Source organism: Bacillus sp. FSL K6-0923 (assembly GCF_038630825.1).
GTDB classification, from domain to species: domain Bacteria; phylum Bacillota; class Bacilli; order Bacillales; family Bacillaceae; genus Bacillus; species Bacillus pumilus.
The window spans coordinates 2,694,391-2,716,417 of record NZ_CP152044.1; the positions used below are offsets into that span (position 1 = coordinate 2,694,391).

The 22,027-nt window shown below is 40.8% G+C and carries 21 protein-coding genes and 1 other annotated feature; of the genes, 5 read left to right on the forward strand and 16 right to left on the reverse strand.

All coding sequences use genetic code 11. From position 1 onward, the window contains the following. Positions 1-15: 15 nt before the first annotated feature. From MHI16_RS13760 to MHI16_RS13770, 3 genes are read right to left on the reverse strand one after another with little or no spacing between them, the layout of a single operon-like run. Positions 16-540, reverse strand: a complete 525-nt coding sequence (locus MHI16_RS13760) for a hypothetical protein (protein WP_058015020.1) — start codon at positions 538-540, stop codon at positions 16-18. Beyond that, positions 537-1,649, reverse strand: coding sequence for a glycoside hydrolase family 105 protein (locus MHI16_RS13765; protein WP_058015019.1), 1,113 nt, complete (start codon positions 1,647-1,649; stop codon positions 537-539). The genes MHI16_RS13760 and MHI16_RS13765 overlap by 4 nt, the downstream gene beginning before the upstream one ends. 17 nt (positions 1,650-1,666) lie before the next feature. Next, positions 1,667-2,632 carry a sugar ABC transporter permease gene (locus MHI16_RS13770; protein ID WP_058015018.1) on the reverse strand — a complete coding sequence of 322 codons (966 nt, stop codon included), beginning with the start codon at positions 2,630-2,632 and terminating at the stop codon, positions 1,667-1,669. 231 nt (positions 2,633-2,863) lie between these two features. Between MHI16_RS13770 and MHI16_RS13775 the strand changes: the two genes are divergently transcribed. Then, positions 2,864-5,164 (forward strand): helix-turn-helix domain-containing protein, encoded by a 2,301-nt coding sequence (locus MHI16_RS13775; RefSeq protein WP_268466421.1) that lies wholly within the window; start codon positions 2,864-2,866, stop codon positions 5,162-5,164. A 37-nt stretch (positions 5,165-5,201) separates the two neighbouring features. On the opposite strand, the gene MHI16_RS13780 is transcribed toward MHI16_RS13775, so the two are convergent. Beyond that, complete coding sequence (locus MHI16_RS13780; RefSeq protein WP_003217763.1) at positions 5,202-5,573, reverse strand: winged helix-turn-helix transcriptional regulator; 372 nt, start codon at positions 5,571-5,573, stop codon at positions 5,202-5,204. A 155-nt stretch (positions 5,574-5,728) separates the two neighbouring features. On the opposite strand from MHI16_RS13780, the gene MHI16_RS13785 reads away from it, so the two are divergent. Then, positions 5,729-6,916 (forward strand): MFS transporter, encoded by a 1,188-nt coding sequence (locus MHI16_RS13785; RefSeq protein ID WP_058015016.1) that lies wholly within the window; start codon positions 5,729-5,731, stop codon positions 6,914-6,916. Positions 6,917-6,928: 12 nt separating this feature from the next. Then, entirely contained in the window at positions 6,929-7,768 is an 840-nt protein-coding gene (locus MHI16_RS13790; protein WP_058015015.1) for an aldo/keto reductase, read from the forward strand. A 45-nt stretch (positions 7,769-7,813) separates the two neighbouring features. Here MHI16_RS13790 and MHI16_RS13795 read toward each other — a convergent pair whose 3' ends face one another. The 6 genes from MHI16_RS13795 to MHI16_RS13820 form a co-directional block, all read right to left on the reverse strand. Beyond that, positions 7,814-9,310, reverse strand: coding sequence for an extracellular solute-binding protein (locus MHI16_RS13795; RefSeq protein WP_058015014.1), 1,497 nt, complete (start codon positions 9,308-9,310; stop codon positions 7,814-7,816). A 25-nt stretch (positions 9,311-9,335) separates the two neighbouring features. After that, positions 9,336-10,196 carry a carbohydrate ABC transporter permease gene (locus MHI16_RS13800; protein ID WP_095117953.1) on the reverse strand — a complete coding sequence of 287 codons (861 nt, stop codon included), beginning with the start codon at positions 10,194-10,196 and terminating at the stop codon, positions 9,336-9,338. A gap of 219 nt (positions 10,197-10,415) precedes the next feature. Then, positions 10,416-11,168, reverse strand: coding sequence for an NAD(P)-dependent oxidoreductase (locus tag MHI16_RS13805; RefSeq protein WP_058015013.1), 753 nt, complete (start codon positions 11,166-11,168; stop codon positions 10,416-10,418). A gap of 46 nt (positions 11,169-11,214) precedes the next feature. After that, positions 11,215-12,117: a dienelactone hydrolase family protein gene (locus tag MHI16_RS13810; RefSeq protein WP_058015012.1), complete on the reverse strand. Its 903-nt coding sequence runs from the start codon at positions 12,115-12,117 to the stop codon at positions 11,215-11,217. A 130-nt stretch (positions 12,118-12,247) separates the two neighbouring features. Continuing rightward, positions 12,248-14,662: a leucine--tRNA ligase gene (gene leuS, locus MHI16_RS13815; RefSeq protein WP_268466428.1), complete on the reverse strand. Its 2,415-nt coding sequence runs from the start codon at positions 14,660-14,662 to the stop codon at positions 12,248-12,250. A gap of 97 nt (positions 14,663-14,759) precedes the next feature. Next, positions 14,760-14,981: a binding site (T-box leader), on the reverse strand. 103 nt (positions 14,982-15,084) lie between these two features. Next, complete coding sequence (locus tag MHI16_RS13820) at positions 15,085-15,414, reverse strand: DUF4257 domain-containing protein (RefSeq protein WP_223250657.1); 330 nt, start codon at positions 15,412-15,414, stop codon at positions 15,085-15,087. Positions 15,415-15,839: 425 nt separating this feature from the next. Here MHI16_RS13820 and MHI16_RS13825 point away from each other — a divergent pair, with 425 nt between their 5' ends. Continuing rightward, the gene (locus MHI16_RS13825; protein ID WP_058015010.1) at positions 15,840-16,643 is read left to right on the forward strand and encodes an STAS domain-containing protein; all 804 of its coding nucleotides are present in this window, start codon (positions 15,840-15,842) and stop codon (positions 16,641-16,643) included. Positions 16,644-16,730: 87 nt separating this feature from the next. Next, complete coding sequence (locus MHI16_RS13830) at positions 16,731-17,432, forward strand: hypothetical protein (protein WP_058015009.1); 702 nt, start codon at positions 16,731-16,733, stop codon at positions 17,430-17,432. Between the two features lie 63 nt (positions 17,433-17,495). On the opposite strand, the gene MHI16_RS13835 is transcribed toward MHI16_RS13830, so the two are convergent. Genes MHI16_RS13835 through MHI16_RS13860 form a run of 6 tightly spaced genes read right to left on the reverse strand, consistent with a single transcriptional unit; the run spans position 17,496 to position 21,965 of the window. Beyond that, a complete protein-coding gene (locus MHI16_RS13835) occupies positions 17,496-18,806 on the reverse strand; it encodes an ABC transporter permease (RefSeq protein WP_058015008.1) in 1,311 nt (436 codons plus the stop codon). After that, the gene (locus MHI16_RS13840) at positions 18,796-19,494 is read right to left on the reverse strand and encodes an ABC transporter ATP-binding protein (protein WP_058015007.1); all 699 of its coding nucleotides are present in this window, start codon (positions 19,492-19,494) and stop codon (positions 18,796-18,798) included. The genes MHI16_RS13835 and MHI16_RS13840 overlap by 11 nt, the downstream gene beginning before the upstream one ends. A 21-nt stretch (positions 19,495-19,515) precedes the next feature. Further along, positions 19,516-20,511 carry an ABC transporter permease subunit gene (locus tag MHI16_RS13845; protein WP_058015006.1) on the reverse strand — a complete coding sequence of 332 codons (996 nt, stop codon included), beginning with the start codon at positions 20,509-20,511 and terminating at the stop codon, positions 19,516-19,518. Next, a complete protein-coding gene (locus tag MHI16_RS13850) occupies positions 20,505-21,383 on the reverse strand; it encodes an ABC transporter ATP-binding protein (RefSeq protein WP_041815864.1) in 879 nt (292 codons plus the stop codon). The genes MHI16_RS13845 and MHI16_RS13850 overlap by 7 nt, the downstream gene beginning before the upstream one ends. Further along, positions 21,376-21,768: a GntR family transcriptional regulator gene (locus tag MHI16_RS13855; protein WP_058015005.1), complete on the reverse strand. Its 393-nt coding sequence runs from the start codon at positions 21,766-21,768 to the stop codon at positions 21,376-21,378. Before MHI16_RS13855 ends, MHI16_RS13850 begins: the two co-directional genes overlap by 8 nt. A gap of 17 nt (positions 21,769-21,785) precedes the next feature. Beyond that, positions 21,786-21,965: a hypothetical protein gene (locus MHI16_RS13860; RefSeq protein WP_058015004.1), complete on the reverse strand. Its 180-nt coding sequence runs from the start codon at positions 21,963-21,965 to the stop codon at positions 21,786-21,788. Positions 21,966-22,027: the final 62 nt, after the last annotated feature.

Here is a 22,027-nt window from a genome sequence, read left to right on the forward strand (position 1 = left end):
TCCCCACCCCTATTTCTATCGATTTTCACGAAGCTGTTTCATGAGAGACAGCGCCTCTTTGGACTTGTCTGCATACACGGGAATAAAAGCGACCATATCGCGATGTAAACGAAAGGTATAGCCATTTAGCTTTTTCGTGCCTTTATGAACTTGAACCGCATAATCGACCGTGTTCCCTGTCCTTTGATCCTCGGTCGTATATGGCCCTGCCGATTGATCATCTATGCCCATTTCTTCAAGCATCTGAAAGCTTTCAGGATCATCATACGTTCGAAACATTTCTTCTGGGACAAGCATGATGTCCCCCTCTTTTGCGGTAATTTCAACAAGAAGTTTTTCAGGAATCGCCGGAAAGATGTGGACGCTATACGTTTCTTGTTCCGTTTGAAAAGCCTTCTCGACTAATTGATCCTTCATCCCCCTTGACATATCAGAAAAAATCAGAACATCGATACCGTTTGTTTTCGCATGACAGGCTGACAAACAAAAGGCAGCGATGAAGCTGATCAACCATGCCGCAGCCCTTTTTTGCCTCTTCATGCCTTTTGAAAAACAGGCAGCTTCTCTAGCTCAGTTAACGCCATAATAAAAGCGCCTGCCCCGTGCAAGTCATTTGTGCTTCTTTCTCTACCGACGTAGTAATCATAAAATCCAGCGGATGTTCCGATACATATATCATTGATGGTAAAATCACCGTTTTCTGTCACAGCCGTCTTATGCTGAATTAAGCCTTGGTAAGCTTTCACCACATGATCTGTGTAGCGGGGGCTGACATACCCTTCGTTCATGGCTTTTGCCATGGCGTACATGAATAAACACGATCCAGAGCTTTCAAGCCAATTGTCGCTATGAGTCCCTTTATCAATGATTTGATGCCAGAGACCTGTGTCTTGATCCTGATACCTAGCTACACTCTCCAGCATGTCTGTCAGCGTTTCCTTCCACACCTTTCGCCCCTCATGCTGCTTTGGCAGATCCTCGATCATGTCTGCTAATGCAAGGACATACCAGCCGAATGATCTTGCCCAAAACTCGGGAGAACAGCCTGTCTTTTGATCAGCCCATGGCATCACTTTTCGTTCGTCCCACGCGTGATAATACAAACCTGTTTTTTCATCTTTTGTATGCTTTCTCATGAGATGCTCTTGCTGGATCACCATATCCACCAGTTCCTCTTCACCTTTCAGCTTTGCATACTTTAAGGCAAAAGGTCCTCCCATGTAGAGACCATCCAGCCACATTTGATAAGCATAATTGTCTTTATGCCAAAATCCGCCCTCAGATGTGCGATTCAATGTGCGATAAAGCCCGCGGAGCTTCTCTGCTGCCAGCACATACCGCTTCTCTCCTGTTCGTTCATAAAGAGGGAATAAAATGAGCCCTGCTTGGATCGCATCAAGCTCATCTCTTCGAAATAGCAGGTTTCCATACTCATCAATGAGCGAATCTGCGTAGCTTTTCACATAATTGAAATACGTCTCGTTCCCTGTTGACTCATATAGTTTCATCACACCGCAAAGAAAAACGCCTTGATGATAATGCCATCTTCCAGCTGGAGGCAGCTCAATTGGTGTATGCGCTTTCATAATTGTTTGTGCTAATTTCTCTGCATGCTTAAGTGGTGATCCCTTTTTAGTCGATAATGTCATTTTTCTTCATCTCCTTTTTAGTAAATACCTTCTTCCCCAAATTTCTTCGCTAAACGGTTCGCCAGCATGACCAAAATGAGTCCAACCGCTGCTTTAAATAAACCAACAGCTGTACTATAGCTGAATTGCCCTTGCTTAAGACCAGCTGTATAAACATACGTATCAAAGATTTCTGCTACTTCCCGGTTCGTTGCATTGAGTAATAAATAGACATGCTCAAAGCCAAGCTCTAATGTGTCACCTATTTTCAAAATAAGCAGAACGACAATCACACTTTTAATGGCAGGAAGCGTGATGTGCCACATTTGTCTCAGTCTACCGGCTCCATCCATTTTCGCTGCTTCATATAGCTGCGGATCTACCGCTGTAATCGCCGCTAGGTAAATGATCGTCGACCACCCTGCTTCCCGCCAGATCACTTGTAAAATGTACATTGGCCTGAACCATTCCTGACTAAGAAGGAAGTTAATCTTTTCCCCTCCAAAGAAAGCAATTAATTCATTGATTAACCCGCCATCTACTGTTAACAAAACAAAGGATAAGGACACGACAATCACCCATGACATGAAGTGAGGAATGTATATCATCGTCTGCACAAATTTCTTAAACAATGCCAATCTGACCTCGTTTAAAAGCAGGGCCAATAAGATCGGAATTGGAAAGAAAATCACAACATTCATGGCAAATAAAATCAGTGTATTTTTTAATAAGATGAAAAATGTTGGTTCTGTAAACAATCGAATAAAGTGTTTGAAGCCAACCCACTCACTGCCGAGAATACCGAGAAACGGCTGGTAATCTTGAAAGGCAATGATCAGCCCCCACATCGGCACATATTTAAAGACAAGAAAATAAATGAGCCCTGGCAAAATCATGAGATACAAAAACTTTTGACTAAGCATTTGATTAAGTAAGCGCTTTCTTCTTTCTTTTTTCAAAGCTGCCGCAGGCACACCCTTGGCAGTGACATCCTCTGTTTTCATAGATAAAGCCTCCCCTCATGCTGATGCATGTGTTAACTGTATCTTAAGGATGAAAAATCCGTCTACAATCATATCATCAGATCATATTTACTTAGGGGAAGCTACTCAAAACGTTACATAAAACATGAGAAAATGATCCTAATCTCAGAAAATGATTATTGACAAACCTACCAAATTTTTGGATTAATAAATAAAGAGGAAAAGATTGTTCCGTTTGAAATGGGGGGTTTTATGAAAAGAAGGCAATATAAATTTTATTACAAGCTCGTCACGTTTTTTTTCATGCTTAGTACGATTCCTGTCATCATTGTCGGTATTTTTTCTTATCAGCATTCACAAAAAACAGCACTCGAAAATATCTCAAATGAAAAGCTGGACAGCGTTAAACAAACGCAATCCAATATTGAGCATATTTTAAAGACTGTTGATCATTCTCTCACTCACTATGTCAGTTCGCCGCCTCTCCTTCAAACACTGGCAGAACCTTTAAATCCAGACCAATTCCAGCTTTATAATCAAGTACAGCAGGAACTGAACTACCTGCAAACCTTTGACACCGATCTGTCCAATATTACACTCGTCAGTAAAATGGAAGACTGGTACATGAACAATTCGGGGCTTTATCATGTCACAAGCGGAGACCAAGAGGAAGCGCTCACCTCTTACCTCAATATTCCGAGTCATTCCAGCTGGGCACTTGAAGAGAATAATCCACTTGTTGCGACAAAAGAAGGAAAGGCCTCCTTTTGCAAATACAATGTGAACTTAATCAAACAACTCCCTATGAACAGTGTCCAGAAAAAAGGGATCGCTGTCGCCAGCATTCCGAGCTGTACGATTGCTGACAATATGCCGGACTTCTCTCAATCTGACAGTATGTTTGTCATTGATACTAACGGAAAAGTGCTGTTACATAACCGCCAAGAACAAATTGGTGAATCCCTGAAAAATCAAGAGTTCGTCAAGCATGTCCTATCACGTGAAGAACGATCAGGTCAATTTAACATGAAGATCGAGGAACTAAACTATCAAATTACGTTTCAAAAATCAGACTATAACGAATGGACGTACCTATCCTTTGTTTCTATTCCAGAACTTAAGGCACAAACGAAATCAATTGGGTGGATCACCTTTATTATCTGCTTTGTTTTGTTAGCGCTTTCATTGTTATTTTCATGGTTTGGGTCCAGACACTTTTATAAACCAATCCGCTTGTTATACGAGTCCTTTGCACGCAATGAATCCTTTTTGCAAAAGCAGCCTTTTCAAAATGAATTTGAGTTGATTGAGTCGAGTATTAAACAAATGAAGGATCAAAACAATGATTTAGAGGAACGTATTGAGCAACAAGTCACGCACCTTCAGCAATACTTTATGGTGCGGCTATTGCTCGGAAAGCTGACAGAAGAAGAGATTAACAACCGGTTCCAAAGTTTAGGATTCCCTCAGGACTGGTCTCACTTATCCATGCTTGTGACCCAAATTGATACGCTAAAAGGAACACCTTATGAAAAAAAGGATGCTGACTTACTTTTATTTGCGATCAATGGACTCATTGAGCAGATTATTCCGCAAGAGGAGCATCTGCAGCCAACAGTTGTCAATCAGCATCAAACGACGATTATCCTAAATCACTCAAAGTCAGATGAAGAGTTTACTGAATATTTAAACCAATTAGCAGAAACGATTCAGCTGCGTATCGAGGAAGAGCTCGGTTTATCGATCAGCATCGGGATCAGCCGCCAGTTTCAGGAGCTTACGATGGCAAAACAGGCTTACATTGAAGGAAAAGAGGCCTTAAAATACAGGCTCAAAGCAGAGAAAAAGTCCATTATCTTATATGAACATATCCAGCAAGGAAAAACGTTTAAAACCCATTTTCCAAAGCAGCTGCAGCATGATTTATTTGATGCGATGAAAGCAGGTGATCAAGGGAAGGCAGATCACTATTTACATGTGCTCCTGCAATCCATTTTCTCTAAAAATGCAGGACCGCACGAGTACCATATCGCCCTCGCCCGTTTTTTAAACAATTTGATTGAGCTGATGCATTTGCTTGGCATTGAATTATTTGAGGTCGAAGACAATAAAATGCTGTATGATACGATTTTTGAATTTAAAACATTTGAAGATACCGAAGCATGGCTAAAACATGAGATCATTCGGCCGATTATTGACCAGCTAGGTGCACGCGAGGAATCACAATACAAAAACATCTCAGAAAAGATCATTCATATCATTCATCAAGAATTCGACTCAGATCTCACATTGGATGAAATCGCTACACGCCTGCATTACAACCCAAATTATTTAAGCAGTATCTTTAGAAAGGAAATGGATATTTCCTTTAGTGAATATCTCTCATCCTACAGACACCATGTCGCCAAAAACTGGCTCGTGGAGACCGATATGTCCGTCAAAGAAATTTCGGAAAAGCTGAAATATAAAAACCCGCAAAACTTCATCCGTTCCTTCAAAAAACTAGAAGGCACGACCCCCGGCAAATACCGCGACCAGAAAAAAGGCATATAAGACAAAAAGTCCCGCTCTCATAGGAAGCGGGACTTTTTTATTTAAATTGTTCATTTAAAATGCTGTCTTCCAGCACTGAAAGCGGCTCTCCGTACACGCGTTCAATATGAGCTGCTCCCCAGTCACATAGCGCATTCAGAATTCTTTCGAGCGACTGACCGTATTCACTTAATTCATATTCCACTTTAGGCGGTACTTGCTCATACACGATTCGGTTAATCACCCCATCACTTTCAAGCTCTCTCAGCTGTTGTGTAAGCATTTTTTGTGTGATGTTTGGCATGAGCCGCTTCAATTCACTTGTACGTTTTTTCCCATGTGTTAAATGACATAAAATCACGCACTTCCACTTCCCGCCAATGACCTCAAGAGTCGCTTCCACGGAGATATTATATTTTTTCTTTTCCATTAAATCCTCACTCCTCTTTATACGAATAGGCACTTTTTAGTACCTATATTACAAAAAAGTACGTACTTTTTTTTTCGTCATCTATGTTAGATAATAACTCTTGCCGATCGGCTTCGTCTATCAAAATGTCATCACAGAAGGATGTGAACTGATTCATGAAGAAAAAACAAAACCACTTTGCCCTTCTCGCACTAGCTATTAGTGCTTTTGCTATAGGAACCACTGAGTTTATTAGTGTCGGTCTTTTGCCGATGATTTCAGAGGACTTTGGAGTGAGCGTCAGTCAGGCTGGCTGGACCGTCTCTTTATATGCACTTGGGGTGACATTCGGCGCGCCTATTTTGACTTCTTTGACTTCAACGATGAAAAGGAAAACATTGCTTTTGCTCATTATGCTCGTCTTTTTGATTGGAAATACACTTGCCACGATGGCTCCGACCTTTTCAGTCCTATTAATCGGACGGGTCATTTCAGCCCTATCCCATGGAATCTTTATGTCCATCGGTTCTACAATTGCTGCAAGCCTTGTAGTGAAAGAAAAACGGGCAAGCGCGATTGCCTTTATGTTCACTGGTTTAACAGTAGCGACTGTGACAGGTGTGCCATTTGGGACATTTCTTGGTCATGAGCTCGGCTGGCGGACATCATTTGGTGTGATTGTGATCATTGGTCTAATCGCACTAATATCTAACTATTTTCTTGTTCCATCTCAATTAAAGCAAGGCGTGAAAACATCATTTAAGGATCAAGCTGTTTTATTAAAAACAAAAAGAATCTTGCTTCTATTTGTCATTACAGCAACAGGATACGGAGGAACCTTTGTCGTCTTTACGTATTTATCTCCTCTTTTACAGCATGTGACAGGCCTTGCGCCAGGGGCGGTGGCATTGATCCTGCTTTTATACGGAATCACGATCGCAGCTGGAAATGTCATTGGCGGAAAGGCTGCTAATGAGCAGCCAATGAAAGCACTCATTTACATGTTTATCATCCAGAGCATCATTTTGTTTATCCTTAGCTTGACTGCTGGATTTACAGTGCTAGGCATTGCAACTGTCATGCTGATGGGACTTTTTGCTTTCATGAATGTCCCTGGATTGCAAGTAGCTGTCGTTGACTTTGCAGAAAGATACACACCAGGAGCAGTCGACGTCGCTTCCGCTATGAATATTGCTGCCTTTAATGCTGGTATCGCCATCGGCTCATTTTTAGGCGGCATCGTGACAGATACCCTTGGGCTTGTGCATACAGGCTGGGTCGGCGGTATCATGGTCCTTATCGCAGCCATTCTCACGATGATTAGTTTTCGAATCGAACAACAAGAACAAAATCAAACCATCTAAGGAGTGTTCAATATGAATCATTTACAAAGTACAAAAACATTAAACAATGGAGTCCACATGCCCGGATTTGGTCTTGGGGTATTCAAGGTTGAAGATGGCGCAGAATTAATAGACGCCGTCAAAACAGCCATTCAAATAGGCTATCGCAGTATTGATACAGCGGCTATTTATGGCAATGAGGAAGGGGTTGGACGAGGCATACAACTTGGTCTTGCAGAAACAGGACTGCGCCGCGAAGACCTCTTTGTGACATCAAAAGTGTGGAATGCCGATTTAGGATATGAATCCACTCTAAAAGCATATGAGGAAAGTTTGAAAAAACTTCAGCTTGACTACCTTGATCTATATTTAATCCATTGGCCGGTTGAGGGCAAATATAAAGACGCTTGGCGTGCGCTGGAAACCTTGTATCGAGAAGGAAAGGTTAGAGCCATTGGTGTGAGCAACTTCCAGCCGCATCATCTAGACGAACTATTAAAAGATGCAGACATCATACCAGCTATCAATCAAGTGGAGTTTCACCCAAAGCTTACGCAGGAAACTCTCTATACGTATTTGAACTCTCGCGGCATTCAAATGGAATCTTGGTCACCGCTCATGCAGGGTGAACTGCTGCATCATCCGGTGATCAAAGAACTCTCGGACACATACGGCAAAACACCTGCTCAAATTATTTTGCGCTGGGATGTGCAAAAAGGCGTTATCACCATCCCAAAATCAACGAAAGCGCATCGTTTAAAAGAAAATGCAGACATATTTGATTTTGCCTTATCAGATGAGGATATGAAACGCCTGTCTGATTTAAATGAAAACAAACGTATCGGACCAGACCCAGACAACTTTGACTTTTAATGAAAACACCCCCGCTTTTTAACTGTGCGGGGGTGTTTATGTTGATTATTTTGATTTTTTAAAGGAAGCTTCATATTCTTCAATGATTTTATTGCCACCATTTGATTTCCACTTCTCTACATCTTTCTTAAATTGATCTTCACTGATGTCTCCAAGAATGAACTTATAGGTCGCATCATCGATGATTTTTTTCAATTCATTTCCTCGTTCTGAGGCTGTTTCTGAATACAGGCTTTCAGCAGGGTTGGCGACGATGATCTTTTGATTGTCTTCTTCCAGCTCTTCATATTTTGTACGAACCGCATCCCCTTTATTTTTCAAGTACCTTTTATCAATGCCTACTAGACTGACAAGCGGCTGTACATCTGTCTGCCAGCTTTTCACTTGGCTTTCTTCCCTCACAAATGTATTTCCTTCCTCTTTCTTATAATGCTCGCCATCTATACCGTACGTCATGAGACCATAGACATCTTCTTCCGCAATGCGATCAAAGAAGGCCAAAATTCGCTTTAATTCTGCCTCTGATTTCACGCTTGTTTTAGGGAATGCGAAGATGCCATTATGACCACCTGATGCCCACACCCGTTCTTTGCCATCTGGGCCTTTGATTCGGTTTAAGATATCGACCTTCATGTTTTTATCTGTCGCATCATCTCTCAAGTTCACAGCATCAACCATATTTCCAACATAGATTCCTGCTTTTCCTTGTGAGAATAATTCCTGCTGCTGTGTTTTGCTTGTTACAGGGAAGTCTTTATTGATATAGCCATTATCACGCAGTTTCTTCATATATTTCATCGTATTCATATACTCATCTGTCATAAATTCTGGCGTGAATTTGCCGTTTTCTTCTTTCCAGTCTGTTGGCATTCCCTCATATGAACCAAGTGTTTTAAATGCTCCATAAATCAAATCGTTCCGATCCGTAAAGCCAATTGTATCCGCTTTTCCGTTTTGATTCGGATCTTTTTCAGTAAAGGCTTTCGCTACCTCATAAAGATCATCCAACGTTTTTGGTGTATCCAAATTTAAATTTTCAAGCCAATCCTTTCGAATGACAATTCCTTGTCTTGAAAGTGGTCTCTCTCTATAAATGCCATAAAGCTTACCGTCTATAGAGGCGTTTTTATTAATCAGTTTGTTCATCTTACTTAAATTTGGATAATCCTTTAAGTACGGACCGACTTCCCAGAACATACCTGATCTGAATGCATTAATAGCAGACGAATTCTTAATGTCTTGAATCGTCACAATCTGCGGCAGATTCCCTGCAGCAAGGGCAGAATTTAACCGGTCTTCCTTCACAGCATCAGGCACCCACGTAATATCAAGTTCTGTATTTGTGAGCTTCTCAATCTCCTTTAAAACCGAATCTTTCGGCGGCTGCTGGTGATACAAAATGGCCATCCATGTCAGTTTCACTTTTTTGTCTAAATCAACTTTTTCATCCGATGAACTTCCTTTGCTTGAACATGCGGATAAAATACCGCTTGCTGCAAATAACAGAACAAACGCAATCAGCCATAATTTCTTTCTCCCCATAAGATCCCTCCGTTGTTCCTTCTTTTTAACCTTTTACAGAACCTAGTAATGCCCCTTTGTTGAAATGCTTTTGAATAAATGGATAGACAAGCAAAACGGGAATGGTGGCTACCACAATGACAGCCATTTTAATCGTTTGGTCTGGCGGTGGTGTGGATGATCCCATATCCGACATATCCCCCTGCATGCCGCTCGAAACAATGACAATCTGCCTTAGAAGCACCTGAATCGGCCATTTCACTGAATCATTTAAATACAGGATGGCGGTCATATACGTATTCCAATACGTCACGGCATAAAAAAGTGAAATGGTCGCAATGGCTGGCAAAGAAAGTGGCAGCACAATTTTAAAGAAAATCCCTAAATCGTTACAGCCATCCATCTTCGCTGATTCCTCAAGGCTTGCCGGAATGTTTTGAAAGAAGTTTTTCAAAATGATCAAATTGAACGCATTGATCGCAACCGGTAGAATCAGTGACCAATAGGTATCAAGCAGACCAAGAGTTTTCACCACAATAAACGTCGGAATCATCCCACCGCTAAACAGCATCGTGAAGACAACGAGAAACATCAATGTTCTCCGGCCTTTTAGCTCCTGACGAGACAGCCCATATGCCATGAGTGAGGACAAAAACATGCTGACAGCTGTTCCAACGAGTGTCACAAGAATGGACACAATAAGGCTGCGGTACACAATATCCGTTGAGAAAATATACCGATAGGCCTCTAAAGAAAACGTGGTCGGGAACAAGATAAATTTCTTCGTGATGACCTCTTCTACTGTAGCAAAAGAGGCAGCAATGACATGGATGAACGGAAGCACACATATTAATGCGAACATGAGTAGAAAAGAGTAATTAAATAAGTTGAACAATCGGTCTTTAATAGAACGATCTATGTTCATCACACCCTTCCTTTGAAAGCGTTATCATTTTATCCGAAAATAAGCTGCAGCCTGTGACGATATCGTGATTAAAATGTAACAAACGAGGGAAGAAAGCGTCTATAATCATCTTGACAGACCAACTGGATCGATCCTGTCAGTCGTGCTTTTATGCTCATGAAGCAAAAGAATAAGATCATCAGCTAATGACATGATTATGCCCTATGCCTGATCATTTTCTTCAAGGATTTCCGTCGTATTCACATCGGGTATGTAGCCTAACTCCTGCTTCGTGTTTTTCATAGACCAAGGCTTTTCTTCGTTTTCTGATACGGCATAATATGTGCCAAAGGGAACGGCCGTTTCAATCGCTGCCTTTATCATCCCTGCTAGATCTTCATGTGAAAGAAGTGTTCGTTTTGTTCGATCTTTCTCGTGTAATGCCTCCATCTCATCCGTCACAACCGTTCCAATCCGTAAATTGATAACAGACATTCCCGTTTGATCATGGAACAAACGACCTAGCTGTTCAGAAGCAAATTTTAAAATGCCATAGACATTTTGAGTCGCAGGTACATCGTCTGTTGTAATATGTCTTCCTAGTAAGGAGCGTCCATCTTTTTCATAACGATCGGTCACGTGATTGCTGCTTGCAAAAATGACTTTTCGAATGCCGAGCCTTGCTGCTGATCGAAACATAGAATAAGAGCTCCTCCAAAAAATATCACTCATTTTTTCAAACTCCTCACGATTCATCACATCATACGTCATCTCCATGTTTAAAAGGTGTATGATAACATCTGTATCTCGCGGAATCGCTTTATATAATCCCTGTTCATTCGTTGCATCTGCCAAAATGACTCCTTTTTCACAGCCCGTTTGATCAATGATGATGATCTCGTACTCAGAAGAGAGCTCTTTTGTTAAAATACGGCCGATCACACCGCACCCACCAATGATCGTGATCTTTTTCATCTGTCTCCTCCTTTCTAATGACGTAGTATGTCCCAGCCTTTATAGATTACAGCCATTTTTTTAAGAATCGAGTAGCTTCGTGACGCATAGCGGCTGTTTCAAAATGACCTGCATGAAAACCAACAAGCTGATAACGTTCTTTTAATGAAGCCGCTTGATATGCTTGACTCAATCCCTTTTGAATACTTGCTACGCCTTCAGCAGGGGTGAGTGGATCAAGTTTTCCAACTAAGCTTAAATGCGGCCTTGGAAAAATCATTTCCTGAATATCAGCTGCCGTAAAGTGCTTTGCTAAGCTTGGTACATAGTAATAAAAGCCATGCCTGTCTAAATTGTTCGTTTCAATTAATGTGTGGTGATCGACCTGTGCGCAAAGATCAATACACACACTGACCCTCTCATCAAGCGCAGCCGTCCACCAGGAAAGAAGCCCGCCCATTGACATTCCAAAAACAGCTAACCGGTCCGGCAGCACATCAGGTCGAGATAGTACATAATCAATGGCACACATGCTTTCATACAGCATCATGCCCCACATCACTTTCCCTGTTAAAAGCATTTCCTTAAAAATTTCACTTTCGGTTCTCCCTCTTCTCTCACCAAATCCTGCATGATCAATAGCCAGGACACTATAGCCTTTTGAGGTGAACTCTTTCGCATATGAAGGCTCTTGCAAATAATGAGCACCCTTGATGAGCTCTTCCTTTCCATCGACGTAGTTCCCGCCATGAGAGTGCTGAAACAGCACAACGGGTCTTTTTTTCACTGTATCCTTCGGTTTCACAAAATAAGCGGGCACTTCCTCCACACCATGGATTGAAAGAATGAGTGTTTCGACTACATACGATTCACGATCCTCAATCTTTAACGTATATGCCTCCACGCGATGGCGTTCTGGCATTTCTCCTAATAGACTGAGCAGTTGTTCTCGTTTGCTTCCCTTTTCCATTGACATCACTCCTCATTTTGTTGATCACCTGTTAACATACGAGATCGATAGTCCAATCACCTTGTTTTCGACAAAATTATGTCCCGGGAAATAAAGAACACCCACCGGTTCATACCGATGGGTGTCATCATTAATTTGCAACAATATTGACAAGCTTCCCAGGAACCGCAATCACTTTGCGAATGGTTTTCCCTTCAAGCTGTTCTTTTACACGTGCATCATTTTTCGCAAGCTCTTCTAACTGTTCTTTTGTCGCATCAGCAGGGACAGTTAATTTTGCTTTCACTTTTCCATTCAACTGTACGACAATTTCTACTTCATCGTCGACAAGCTTTGACTCGTCATATTGCGGCCATGCTTCATAAGAAATAGACCCTTCATGACCAAGCTTATTCCAAAGCTCTTCCGCTACATGCGGAGCAATTGGAGAAAGAAGTTTCACAAAGCCTTCTGCATATTCTTTCGGCAGTGTATCAGCCTTGTAGGCATCATTGATAAACACCATTAATTGCGAAATCCCTGTATTGAAGCGCAATCCTTCATAATGGTCTGTTACCTTCATCACGGTTTCATGATAGCTGCGTTCTAATGCGCCTCCAGTTTGCTCTGTTATTTTATCACTGATTGTGCCATCTTCGTTTGTGAATAGACGCCATACACGATCAAGGAAGCGGCGAGCACCATCAAGTCCTGTTTCAGACCAAGCGATTGATGCATCTAAAGGTCCCATGAACATTTCATAAAGGCGCAATGTATCCGCACCATGAGATTCTACGATATCATCTGGATTGACAACATTTCCTTTTGATTTACTCATTTTTTCATTATTTTCCCCAAGAATCATTCCTTGGTTGAACAATTTCATGAAAGGTTCTTTTGTCGGAACAACGCCGATATCATACAAGAACTTATGCCAAAAGCGCGCATATAGAAGATGAAGTACAGCATGTTCTGCTCCGCCAATATATACATCAACAGGAAGCCATTTCTTCAGCTTTTCAGGAGATGCAAGCTCTTCTGAGTTATGCGGGTCAATATAACGTAAGAAATACCAGCAGCTGCCTGCCCATTGCGGCATTGTATTGGTTTCACGGCGTCCTTTTTTACCTGTAACAGGATCGACAACCTCAACCCAATCTTTGATATTGGCTAAAGGTGATTCACCTGTACCACTTGGTTTAATCTCAGTCGTCTTAGGCAAAATCAATGGAAGCTCATCTTCCGAAACAGCTGAAGACGTTCCGTCCTCCCAATGAATAATTGGAATTGGCTCACCCCAATAACGCTGGCGGCTAAATAGCCAGTCTCTTAAACGATAAGTGACTTTCTTTTCGCCTTTTTGATGTTCTTCCAGCCATGCAATGGCTTTTTCAATCGCTTCCTCTTTTCCTAATCCATCGAGGAAATCAGAGTTAATGTGTTTTCCATCACCTGTGTAAGCTTCTTTTTCAATGTCTCCGCCTTCGACAACTTCCTTGATTGGAAGATCAAATGTTTTGGCGAATTCATAGTCACGCTCATCATGAGCAGGTACCGCCATAATCGCGCCTGTTCCATAAGTAGCTAGCACGTAATCTGCAATCCAGATCGGCATCTTTTCACCATTTATTGGATTGATGGCATAAGCGCCTGTGAAAATACCCGTCTTCGTTTTTGCAAGATCCGTCCGCTCTAAGTCGCTCTTAGATTGAATTTCTTTCATATATGCTTCGACTGCTTCTTTTTGAGCAGCTGTTGTAATTTTTTCAACAAGTGCATGTTCTGGTGCAAGTACCGCATAGGTCGCACCAAACAATGTATCAGGACGCGTTGTGAATACAGTAAACTGTTCATCATGTCCTTCTACTTCGAAATGAACATGTGCACCTTCTGAACGTCCGATCCAGTTACGCTGCATGTCCTTAATGCTTTCAGGCCAATCAATATCTTCTAAATCTTCTAACAGCCTGTCCGCATATGCCGTAATCTTTAGCATCCATTGCTTCATTGGACGTCTTTCAACTGGATGCCCTCCGCGTTCACTTTTTCCATCAATGACTTCTTCATTTGCAAGGACTGTGCCAAGCGCCGGACACCAGTTCACTGGTACTTCATCGATATAAGCCAATCCCTTTTCGTACAACTTCAAGAAAATCCATTGTGTCCATTTATAATAATTCGGATCAGTCGTGTTGATTTCTCGATCCCAATCATACGAGAACCCTAGTGATTGAATTTGGCGGCGGAAGTTATTGATGTTCTCTTCTGTAAAGACCGCGGGATCATTCCCTGTATCTAGTGCATACTGTTCTGCTGGAAGACCAAATGCGTCCCATCCCATTGGATGAAGAACATCATATCCCTGCATACGTTTCATGCGTGATAAAATATCCGTTGCTGTGTAGCCCTCAGGGTGCCCGACATGAAGTCCTGCTCCTGATGGGTATGGAAACATATCAAGTGCATAGAACTTTGGTTTATCTTCCGAGTCAGATGTGGCGAATGTTTTTTGTGTCAGCCAATAATCCTGCCACTTCTTTTCAATTTCCCGATGCTGAAAACTCAATGTGAAAACCTCCTTTAATATGTACGGCTGTATCTGCTCAGATGACCACTGCAAGAATTCAGATTTTTCTAAAATCAACAAAAAACCCTCATCCCTGGAAAGGGACGAGAGATTTTTTGGTTCCCGCGGTACCACCCTTGTTAGCGTAACTTTCTGTTTGTACGCTCACTTAATATCTTTAACGCAGACATGCGACAGAAGCTTTAACGCAACTGCAACTCTGAGGCGAGTTCAGAAGCAGATTTGATTGACTTTCACCAGCCGTCAATTCTCTAAAGACAAATACTGCTTTCCTACTACTCCTCTTCACTGTTCTTATCGTAACCGTCATCTAAGTAGTATTTTATAGAATTATGATCATAAGTGCAAGCAGGTTTGTATACAATGGGAATGTACCCTAGATCAGGGTAAAGTAGAGGAAATTATTCGTGTGGAGATCGGTTATGACGGTTGGAGTCTGCATTCTGTGAATGCTGTTCTCTTACAAAATCAAAGCTTCGCAGAACTGCTTCTCCTCCGTAACCTGAAATAATTGATAAGATGACCAAGTGTAGACTAGAATCGGGATTTGAGGATAAGACAAGCAGTGTAGCGGCAATCATCCCAACGAGCCAATCTTCAATAAACCCTAAATAAATAAACTTTTTTGTCATTCTGGGCTTCTCTAGCCTGCCTTTTTTCTTTACGTGACCGAGAATGCCCATGACCCCTCCAATGGCGCAAGCAATAATGACTTGTTGCAGCATTTTCATCACCTTCCTAAAGCCCTTAGAATAGTAAAGCGACTTCAGGCTGTCCAGCCCCCTGTAATGCCATTCTGCTGTTCCGTCATAATCCATGTAAAAGGTCTATTCTCTCTAACGAAGAAAAAAAGCTTGTTTCTTCCATTATATGTGAATGACCCAAAACAATCTTGATGCATTGGAATCATTTTTGTCTAATCCATATTAACTATTTTTGTCATTTTATGAATTATGAGCAATTGATTCCTTCTTTTTCTAAAGAAAAGTCTCCTTACTTACTATATTCTAATGGAGGACAAACTATGATGACAAATTTAACAAAGCTATTGCAATCGTTGAAACAGAACATATGTTATGTTACGTTAGTAAGGAGTATCTTTGGTTGAAAAGACAACCATTTGATATGTCTCATAGCAGCAACAAAGGAGGGTAATATGGTCAGCTCGAACATCTTCGGCTTACAAAAACAGCTTGAACTTATAAAAAAAGCGCTAGATCATGCGCGGATCGGTGTTATCATTACAGACCCTTCTTTAGAAGATAACCCTATCGTTTATGTGAATCATGGTTTTACACACATGACTGGATACAAACCAGATGAAATTCTCGGGCGTAATTGTCGATTCCTTCAAGGGAAAGACACAGATCAAGAACAGATCGATTTAATACGTCATGGAATACAGAATAAAACACCTATTACCACACAGTTAAAAAATTATAAAAAAGACGGTACTTTTTTTTGGAATGAACTCAATATAGATCCACTATACATTGAACAAGATGATAAAACTTTTTTCATTGGCTTTCAAAAAGATATTACGAAACAGAAAGAATATGAACAGCTCCTAGAAGATTCCTTACAGGAAGTCACCTCTCTTTCGACGCCAATCGTCCCAATCAAAAATGGTGTATCTGCTCTGCCTCTCATTGGAAAACTATCTGAAGAACGCTTTGATGCCATTGTTGCGAAGTTAACTTGTATATTAGATGATTCAAAGGATGATTATTTAATTGTCGATCTTTCTGGTTTAATCGATGTTGATGATTCCGTTGCAGCACGTATTTTCAAGCTGCACCATCTTCTCAATTTAACTGGAACCGAACTGATCATCACAGGGATCAAACCGCAGCTTGCCATGAAAATGAAAGACTTGGATACAGATTTTCAGGATACAATCACTTATTTAACAGTTAAGGAAGCAATCAAAGGATTACCATTAGCTGAAAACCCTGTGTAAAACAGGGCTTTTTTTAGTTAAAACACCCCCTAAAAATGGAAATATGAGGTATAATTAGTGTAATGAAAGATATAGGGGGGCTTCTAGATGATGATGTTACTCATCATAGGTCTTTTATGTGTTTGTTTTGCCATTGGATATGCTGTCAATTTCTTATTACTCAAACACCAAAACGCGCAGATCTTTTCAAAGAAACTATTTTATCCTTTCTTAATCTTAGGTCTCATCTTTTCCATTATGTCATTACCGTTTGCTGCCACAGATGCACCGAAAGCACAAGCAGATCCATCTTCAGAACAGCTGTTAAAGGATCAAAAGCAGCTCACATCTGACATAACGCGCTTAAAAGCTGATAAAGAAGAACTTACCGCTTCTTTAGAGGACGTAACAAAGGATAAAGAAGAGCTAGCGAAAGAGCTAGAAACCATCACCTCAGAAAAAGAAACAGTCAAAAAGCAAGAAAAGACTATTCAAGCGCTTGAAGAGAAAATAGACAAGCTTACCTCAAGCAACGAAACGCTCAAAAAAGAGAACAAGAAAAGTAGCAGCGATACAGAGTCTTCTACCGTTCAGCGCTCCGCTCCTAAAGATGAAGGAAAAAGTACAGGCGGTCATGAATCACAGAAGGAAACAAAAAAAGAATCTGCCGCCTGTAACATCAAAGGTAGTGTCAACGGTATTTATCACACACCGAGCAGCAGATACTACTCTAGAACCAAAAATGTAACCAAAATGTTTTGCTCCGTAGAAGAAGCAGAGCGTGCAGGGTACCGGGCACCTAAGCAATAGCCATGTGTCACGAAAAAAAGAACCTCCTGTCAGCCCCATAGGGTGTTTTAGGAGGTTCTTTTATTAGATTTCTCTTCTTAATGCTGATAATACATTCGTTTTTGTTGCTTTACGTGCTGGGTTGAGCCCTGAAAGGATCGCTACCCCTGCGCTAATCACTGTTGCTGTAATCACAAGGCTGAGTGGAATGTAGGAGAAGGTGATCGAGAATTGATCACTTGACCCTCCCTCTGACATGGACGTCAAAATAGCTGGAATGATTAAATTGACAGCGAAACTAATGATATATGAGATGATAATACCGATGATCGACCCAATCACCCCAATATAAGCACTTTCCATGAGGAACATTCGCTTAATAATGGATGGATTCGCGCCAATGGCTTTCATAATCCCAATTTCTTGTGTCCGCTCTGTTACAGCCATTGTCATCGTATTGAAAATCCCGATCGCAGAAATAATGACCGCAATACATCCAACAAAAATAAGTCCAATTTTGAAGACTGTAAAGAACATATCCATTCCTTCGAGCTGATTCGTCACAGAGATGACTTGGTATCCCTCATCTGTCAGCTTATTCGTAAGCGCACCAACATTGTCGAATTTATCTGCATAGACAGAGGTCATTTTCTCGACATTTCCTGCTTCAGGAGATAGATCGAGTATTTGACCAAATTCTTTTTCATACGCATTCGGAATGAGAATTTTATGATCCTCTTGCCACTCCAGATTTGGCTTTTTCATGACACCTACTACACGGAAATCAAATGTTTTTTCTTTGACAACTTCATTTTCTTCATTTAATTTTGGCACTTTGATTTGGATTACTTTATTTAAAATATCCTTCGTGTAGCCTTTAGGCTCTTTTGGCATTTCTTCACCATTTGATGTCTGATTTAATTCTTTTTCATAGGCTTCGCGTTCTTTTTTTGTCCACAGTTGTTCAGCCATATGATACCCGACCACAATTTCGTTCGCTGATGTTGGGACTTTACCTCGGTCTAGCTCAAGCCCTGCTTCTTTTTCTTCTTTCATATCGGTCAAAGCAACCTGCGTTTCACCTGAGCGGTCATCGAGCTCGATCTTTACCGATGGAGTGAGCGCCGTTCTTGAAACCACAGATTTCACATGATCATATTTCTTCAAATCATCTGTCTTGACGTCACCTTTTTCCTTGCCTAACACTTTCACTTCTGTGATGATTTGCTGTTTCATGATTTCATCTTGCGCTGATTTTTGCAGACCAAAACCGACAGATGCTAAAACGATTAAGAAAGAGCATGCCATTGTCGTCGCAAGAATGGTCATAAACACACGCAATCTATTTTTCTTCATGTTTCTTCTAATGAATTTGACCTGATCTCTAAACTTCAATGGATTGTTCCCCTTTCTTTAATACACCATCATGGAGCTGGAACGTTGTATCTGCGATGGAGGCGACTTCATCGTCATGTGTAATAATGACAAATGTGATTCCTTTTTCACGATTGAGCTGCTGGATAAAGGCTAAGATTTCTCCTTCGGTTTCTGAATCTAGACTGCCTGTTGGTTCATCCGCTAAAATAATAGATGGATTTAAAATCAAGGCTCTTGCAATACTCACACGCTGTTGCTGCCCGCCCGACAACTCATTCGGATAATGCCCTGCATGATGTTCTAGACCTACTCGTTTCAGCATTTCTTTTACTTTCGCCTTTCGTTCAGACGGCTTTACACCTTTTAAAGTGAGCGGAAGTTCAACATTCTCATACGTCGTTAAGCTCCCGATCAATTGAAAGCTTTGAAAGATAAAACCAAAGTGATCTAAGCGGAAGTCCGCCCATTCTTTTTCATTAAATCCAGTCACATCGGTACCATCAATGACAATTTGTCCGCTCGTTGGCGTAATATATCCTGAAATTAAATTCAATAGGGTAGATTTCCCCGAGCCACTTCGCCCCACTATACAAGCAATGTCGCCTCTTTTGATAGACAGGTCTATCCCTTTCAGCACAGGAATCTCATTCTCTCTGCCCTTTTTACCAATTTTAAACACATGATCTAACGCTTGAATCTGAATCATCTCTACTCCCCTGCTCTCTGTTTATCTTTTTCGATATATTAAGAAATAACTTGTTAATGCACCTACTACGCCGCCGATGATCATGCCAACAATATAACCCAATATGGAAGTGTCAGAAGAAAATCCAACCCATCCAAATCCTAGAACACCGAAGACAATGACCAAAATCTGAATCGGTCTATCCATTTTTGAGTAAAGGAAGAAACGACCATTTCGTTCAATAGGATGCTTCATAAAGCTAAGCAAACCAATGAGATAAAATACAATCATCATCACAATGGGTATAATGAATTCTTCACCACTGAACCAAAGTGGATATTTATCTATATCTCGAAATTGAAAACGGTCTGTTATATAAGTAATTGGGGCGATAGGCATAATAAAGTATTCATAACTGACATCGACCCAATGCCTATTCGTTCTTAAAATAAAATCTAAATGAAACATCGGAAGCCAAATTAATAAATATGGCAATATCGCTGTACTGAATGTAACAATGGCTTGACTAATTGCGCTTCCTGTTAACGCACCTGCTGCAAGACACAAACTATAAATCATTAAGGTTGATACGAGTGCAATGAAGTAACCACTATTAAAGTCAAACGTCTCTTTTGGTTGAGTGCCTAATATGAGTAAGTAAGTGAGAAAATATGACAACACATGAACAAGCGTTATGATTCCGGCACCTAAGAAAAACTTTGTATGATAAATGGTACTTCTGCTAAACGGCAAGGATAAAGTAAAATCAATTTGTCCTTTATTTCTTTCATATCCCAGCTGGATAATCGCAAAAAGCAAGCCCATAAGCCATGAGAGGGCGATAAAAATATCAGAACTGAAATTATAATAAAAGTATTGATCTCCGATTGTACATGTGGGGTCGTTTACACAAGTTTGAAAGGACGAGTATCCCAGTAAAAAGGATAATGGCGTCGTAAAGACTGCAACCAGCATCACTAAAATAAATGTCAGCTCTGATTGCTTCCACTCTTTATATAATAATTGCCGCTTTACCATCTCCGTTTCCCTCCAAACTTTGCAATGAATACTTCTTCTAAATTCACAGGCAGTTCATGCCATACTTTTGGCTGCAGCGACTTCAAGTACTCTTTAGCCTCTACATCGGTTTTAAGAACAAGCGCTGTATAAAAAATGCCCGCTTGATCTAATATAGCAACACCATTTTTTCGTATACTCAAGTTCATATCTTCTTCAAAGGCCATCTGGATTTTGACATAATCATTCTTTAATTCATCTAGATCCATGACACTTGTAAGTTGATTTCCTTCTAAAAACCCGATTCGGTTACACATCCGCTCAATATCCTCTAATCGGTGCGATGTGATGAGAATCGACGTTTCACGTTCCGCTACCTCGTCGATCATGAGCTGAAGAACATCATTTCTTGTGACGGCATCAATACCATCTGTCGGTTCATCTAACAGAATCACGGCTGGCTTGATCGCAAAGCTTAAAATTAATGACAGCTGTTTTTTTAACCCTGTCGATAGTTCGCGGTATTTCACTTTTTCCGGAATTTCATAGCGATTCACAAGCTCATTGGCATATGTCACGTCAAACTTCGGGTAAATATGCTTTAACAGCTGGACAAGCTGTCCGTAATTGTATCTGTCAAAGTAGGGATTGACGACTGGCATATACACAATATTTTGCTTCACTAACGGGTGGTCTTTCACAAGTACGTCTTTAAAATAAATCTCTCCTTCATCCGGAAGAAGAATTTGCTGAATCAAGCGGAGAAGAGTTGTTTTACCAGAGCCATTCCTGCCAAGCAAACCAAAGATTTCACCTTCGCCTAATTTGAAGGAAACGTTACTGAGTACTTCACGTCCGTTTAATGTCTTCGATACATTTCTAACCTCAATCAACTTTTTTTCCTCCCTCAAGACTTGAGCCGATCTCTTCTATCCATTCCTTCAGTTGTTGAATATCAATACCGGCATAATGAGCTTCTATAATGAGTTGTCTTAATTGCTCCTTCATCTCCAATACCTTCCCTTCATTCAGCTTAAACTGAGCCTCTTCTGTTACATACGTACCGCGGCCTCTTAGTGTTTCAATAATCCCTTCCCGCTCAAGCTCCTTATATGCTTTACTGACGGTGTTTGGATTGGCGATGATAATAGTGGCGAGCTCTCTGACAGAGGGCAGTTTGTCACCAGGTTTCATTACACCTTTTAGACATAAAATTTTGAGTTGCTCAATGATTTGTTCATATATTGGCGCAGCGCTTCGTGGATCTATTTGAATCATGATGGCTCCCTCTTTCCTCATTCATGCTTTTGCAGTCCTATTGCTTGTTCATGTCCTTGCATTAAAGGGATTGAATTAAGTATCAAATCTTTTTGAACTTCAAAACCAATGAAAACGAGAACGAAAAAAAATGTACATGCTAACAAAACAGCCAGCACCATCCACTTTAAATTGATTGTTTTTTTTTCTTTTTTCATGGTTGAACACCTTTCTTCACTTTGTAAGTGTCTTTAGTGTATTAGTTGATGTAGTACACTTA

What these genes read in the sequence shown, in the direction of transcription:
- MHI16_RS13825 (WP_058015010.1), top strand. Translation starts at nt 15,840, where the DNA reads ATGGTCAGCTCGAACATCTTCGGCTTACAAAAACAGCTTGAACTTATA.
- MHI16_RS13845 (WP_058015006.1), bottom strand. Translation starts at nt 20,511, where the DNA reads ATGGTAAAGCGGCAATTATTATATAAAGAGTGGAAGCAATCAGAGCTG.
- MHI16_RS13775 (WP_268466421.1), top strand. Translation starts at nt 2,864, where the DNA reads ATGAAAAGAAGGCAATATAAATTTTATTACAAGCTCGTCACGTTTTTT.
- MHI16_RS13830 (WP_058015009.1), top strand. Translation starts at nt 16,731, where the DNA reads ATGATGATGTTACTCATCATAGGTCTTTTATGTGTTTGTTTTGCCATT.
- MHI16_RS13860 (WP_058015004.1), bottom strand. Translation starts at nt 21,965, where the DNA reads ATGAAAAAAGAAAAAAAAACAATCAATTTAAAGTGGATGGTGCTGGCT.
- MHI16_RS13855 (WP_058015005.1), bottom strand. Translation starts at nt 21,768, where the DNA reads ATGATTCAAATAGATCCACGAAGCGCTGCGCCAATATATGAACAAATC.
- MHI16_RS13840 (WP_058015007.1), bottom strand. Translation starts at nt 19,494, where the DNA reads ATGATTCAGATTCAAGCGTTAGATCATGTGTTTAAAATTGGTAAAAAG.
- MHI16_RS13770 (WP_058015018.1), bottom strand. Translation starts at nt 2,632, where the DNA reads ATGAAAACAGAGGATGTCACTGCCAAGGGTGTGCCTGCGGCAGCTTTG.
- MHI16_RS13810 (WP_058015012.1), bottom strand. Translation starts at nt 12,117, where the DNA reads ATGGAAAAGGGAAGCAAACGAGAACAACTGCTCAGTCTATTAGGAGAA.
- MHI16_RS13765 (WP_058015019.1), bottom strand. Translation starts at nt 1,649, where the DNA reads ATGACATTATCGACTAAAAAGGGATCACCACTTAAGCATGCAGAGAAA.
- MHI16_RS13790 (WP_058015015.1), top strand. Translation starts at nt 6,929, where the DNA reads ATGAATCATTTACAAAGTACAAAAACATTAAACAATGGAGTCCACATG.
- MHI16_RS13760 (WP_058015020.1), bottom strand. Translation starts at nt 540, where the DNA reads ATGAAGAGGCAAAAAAGGGCTGCGGCATGGTTGATCAGCTTCATCGCT.
- MHI16_RS13795 (WP_058015014.1), bottom strand. Translation starts at nt 9,310, where the DNA reads ATGGGGAGAAAGAAATTATGGCTGATTGCGTTTGTTCTGTTATTTGCA.
- MHI16_RS13785 (WP_058015016.1), top strand. Translation starts at nt 5,729, where the DNA reads ATGAAGAAAAAACAAAACCACTTTGCCCTTCTCGCACTAGCTATTAGT.
- MHI16_RS13820 (WP_223250657.1), bottom strand. Translation starts at nt 15,414, where the DNA reads ATGAAAATGCTGCAACAAGTCATTATTGCTTGCGCCATTGGAGGGGTC.
- MHI16_RS13780 (WP_003217763.1), bottom strand. Translation starts at nt 5,573, where the DNA reads ATGGAAAAGAAAAAATATAATATCTCCGTGGAAGCGACTCTTGAGGTC.
- MHI16_RS13805 (WP_058015013.1), bottom strand. Translation starts at nt 11,168, where the DNA reads ATGAAAAAGATCACGATCATTGGTGGGTGCGGTGTGATCGGCCGTATT.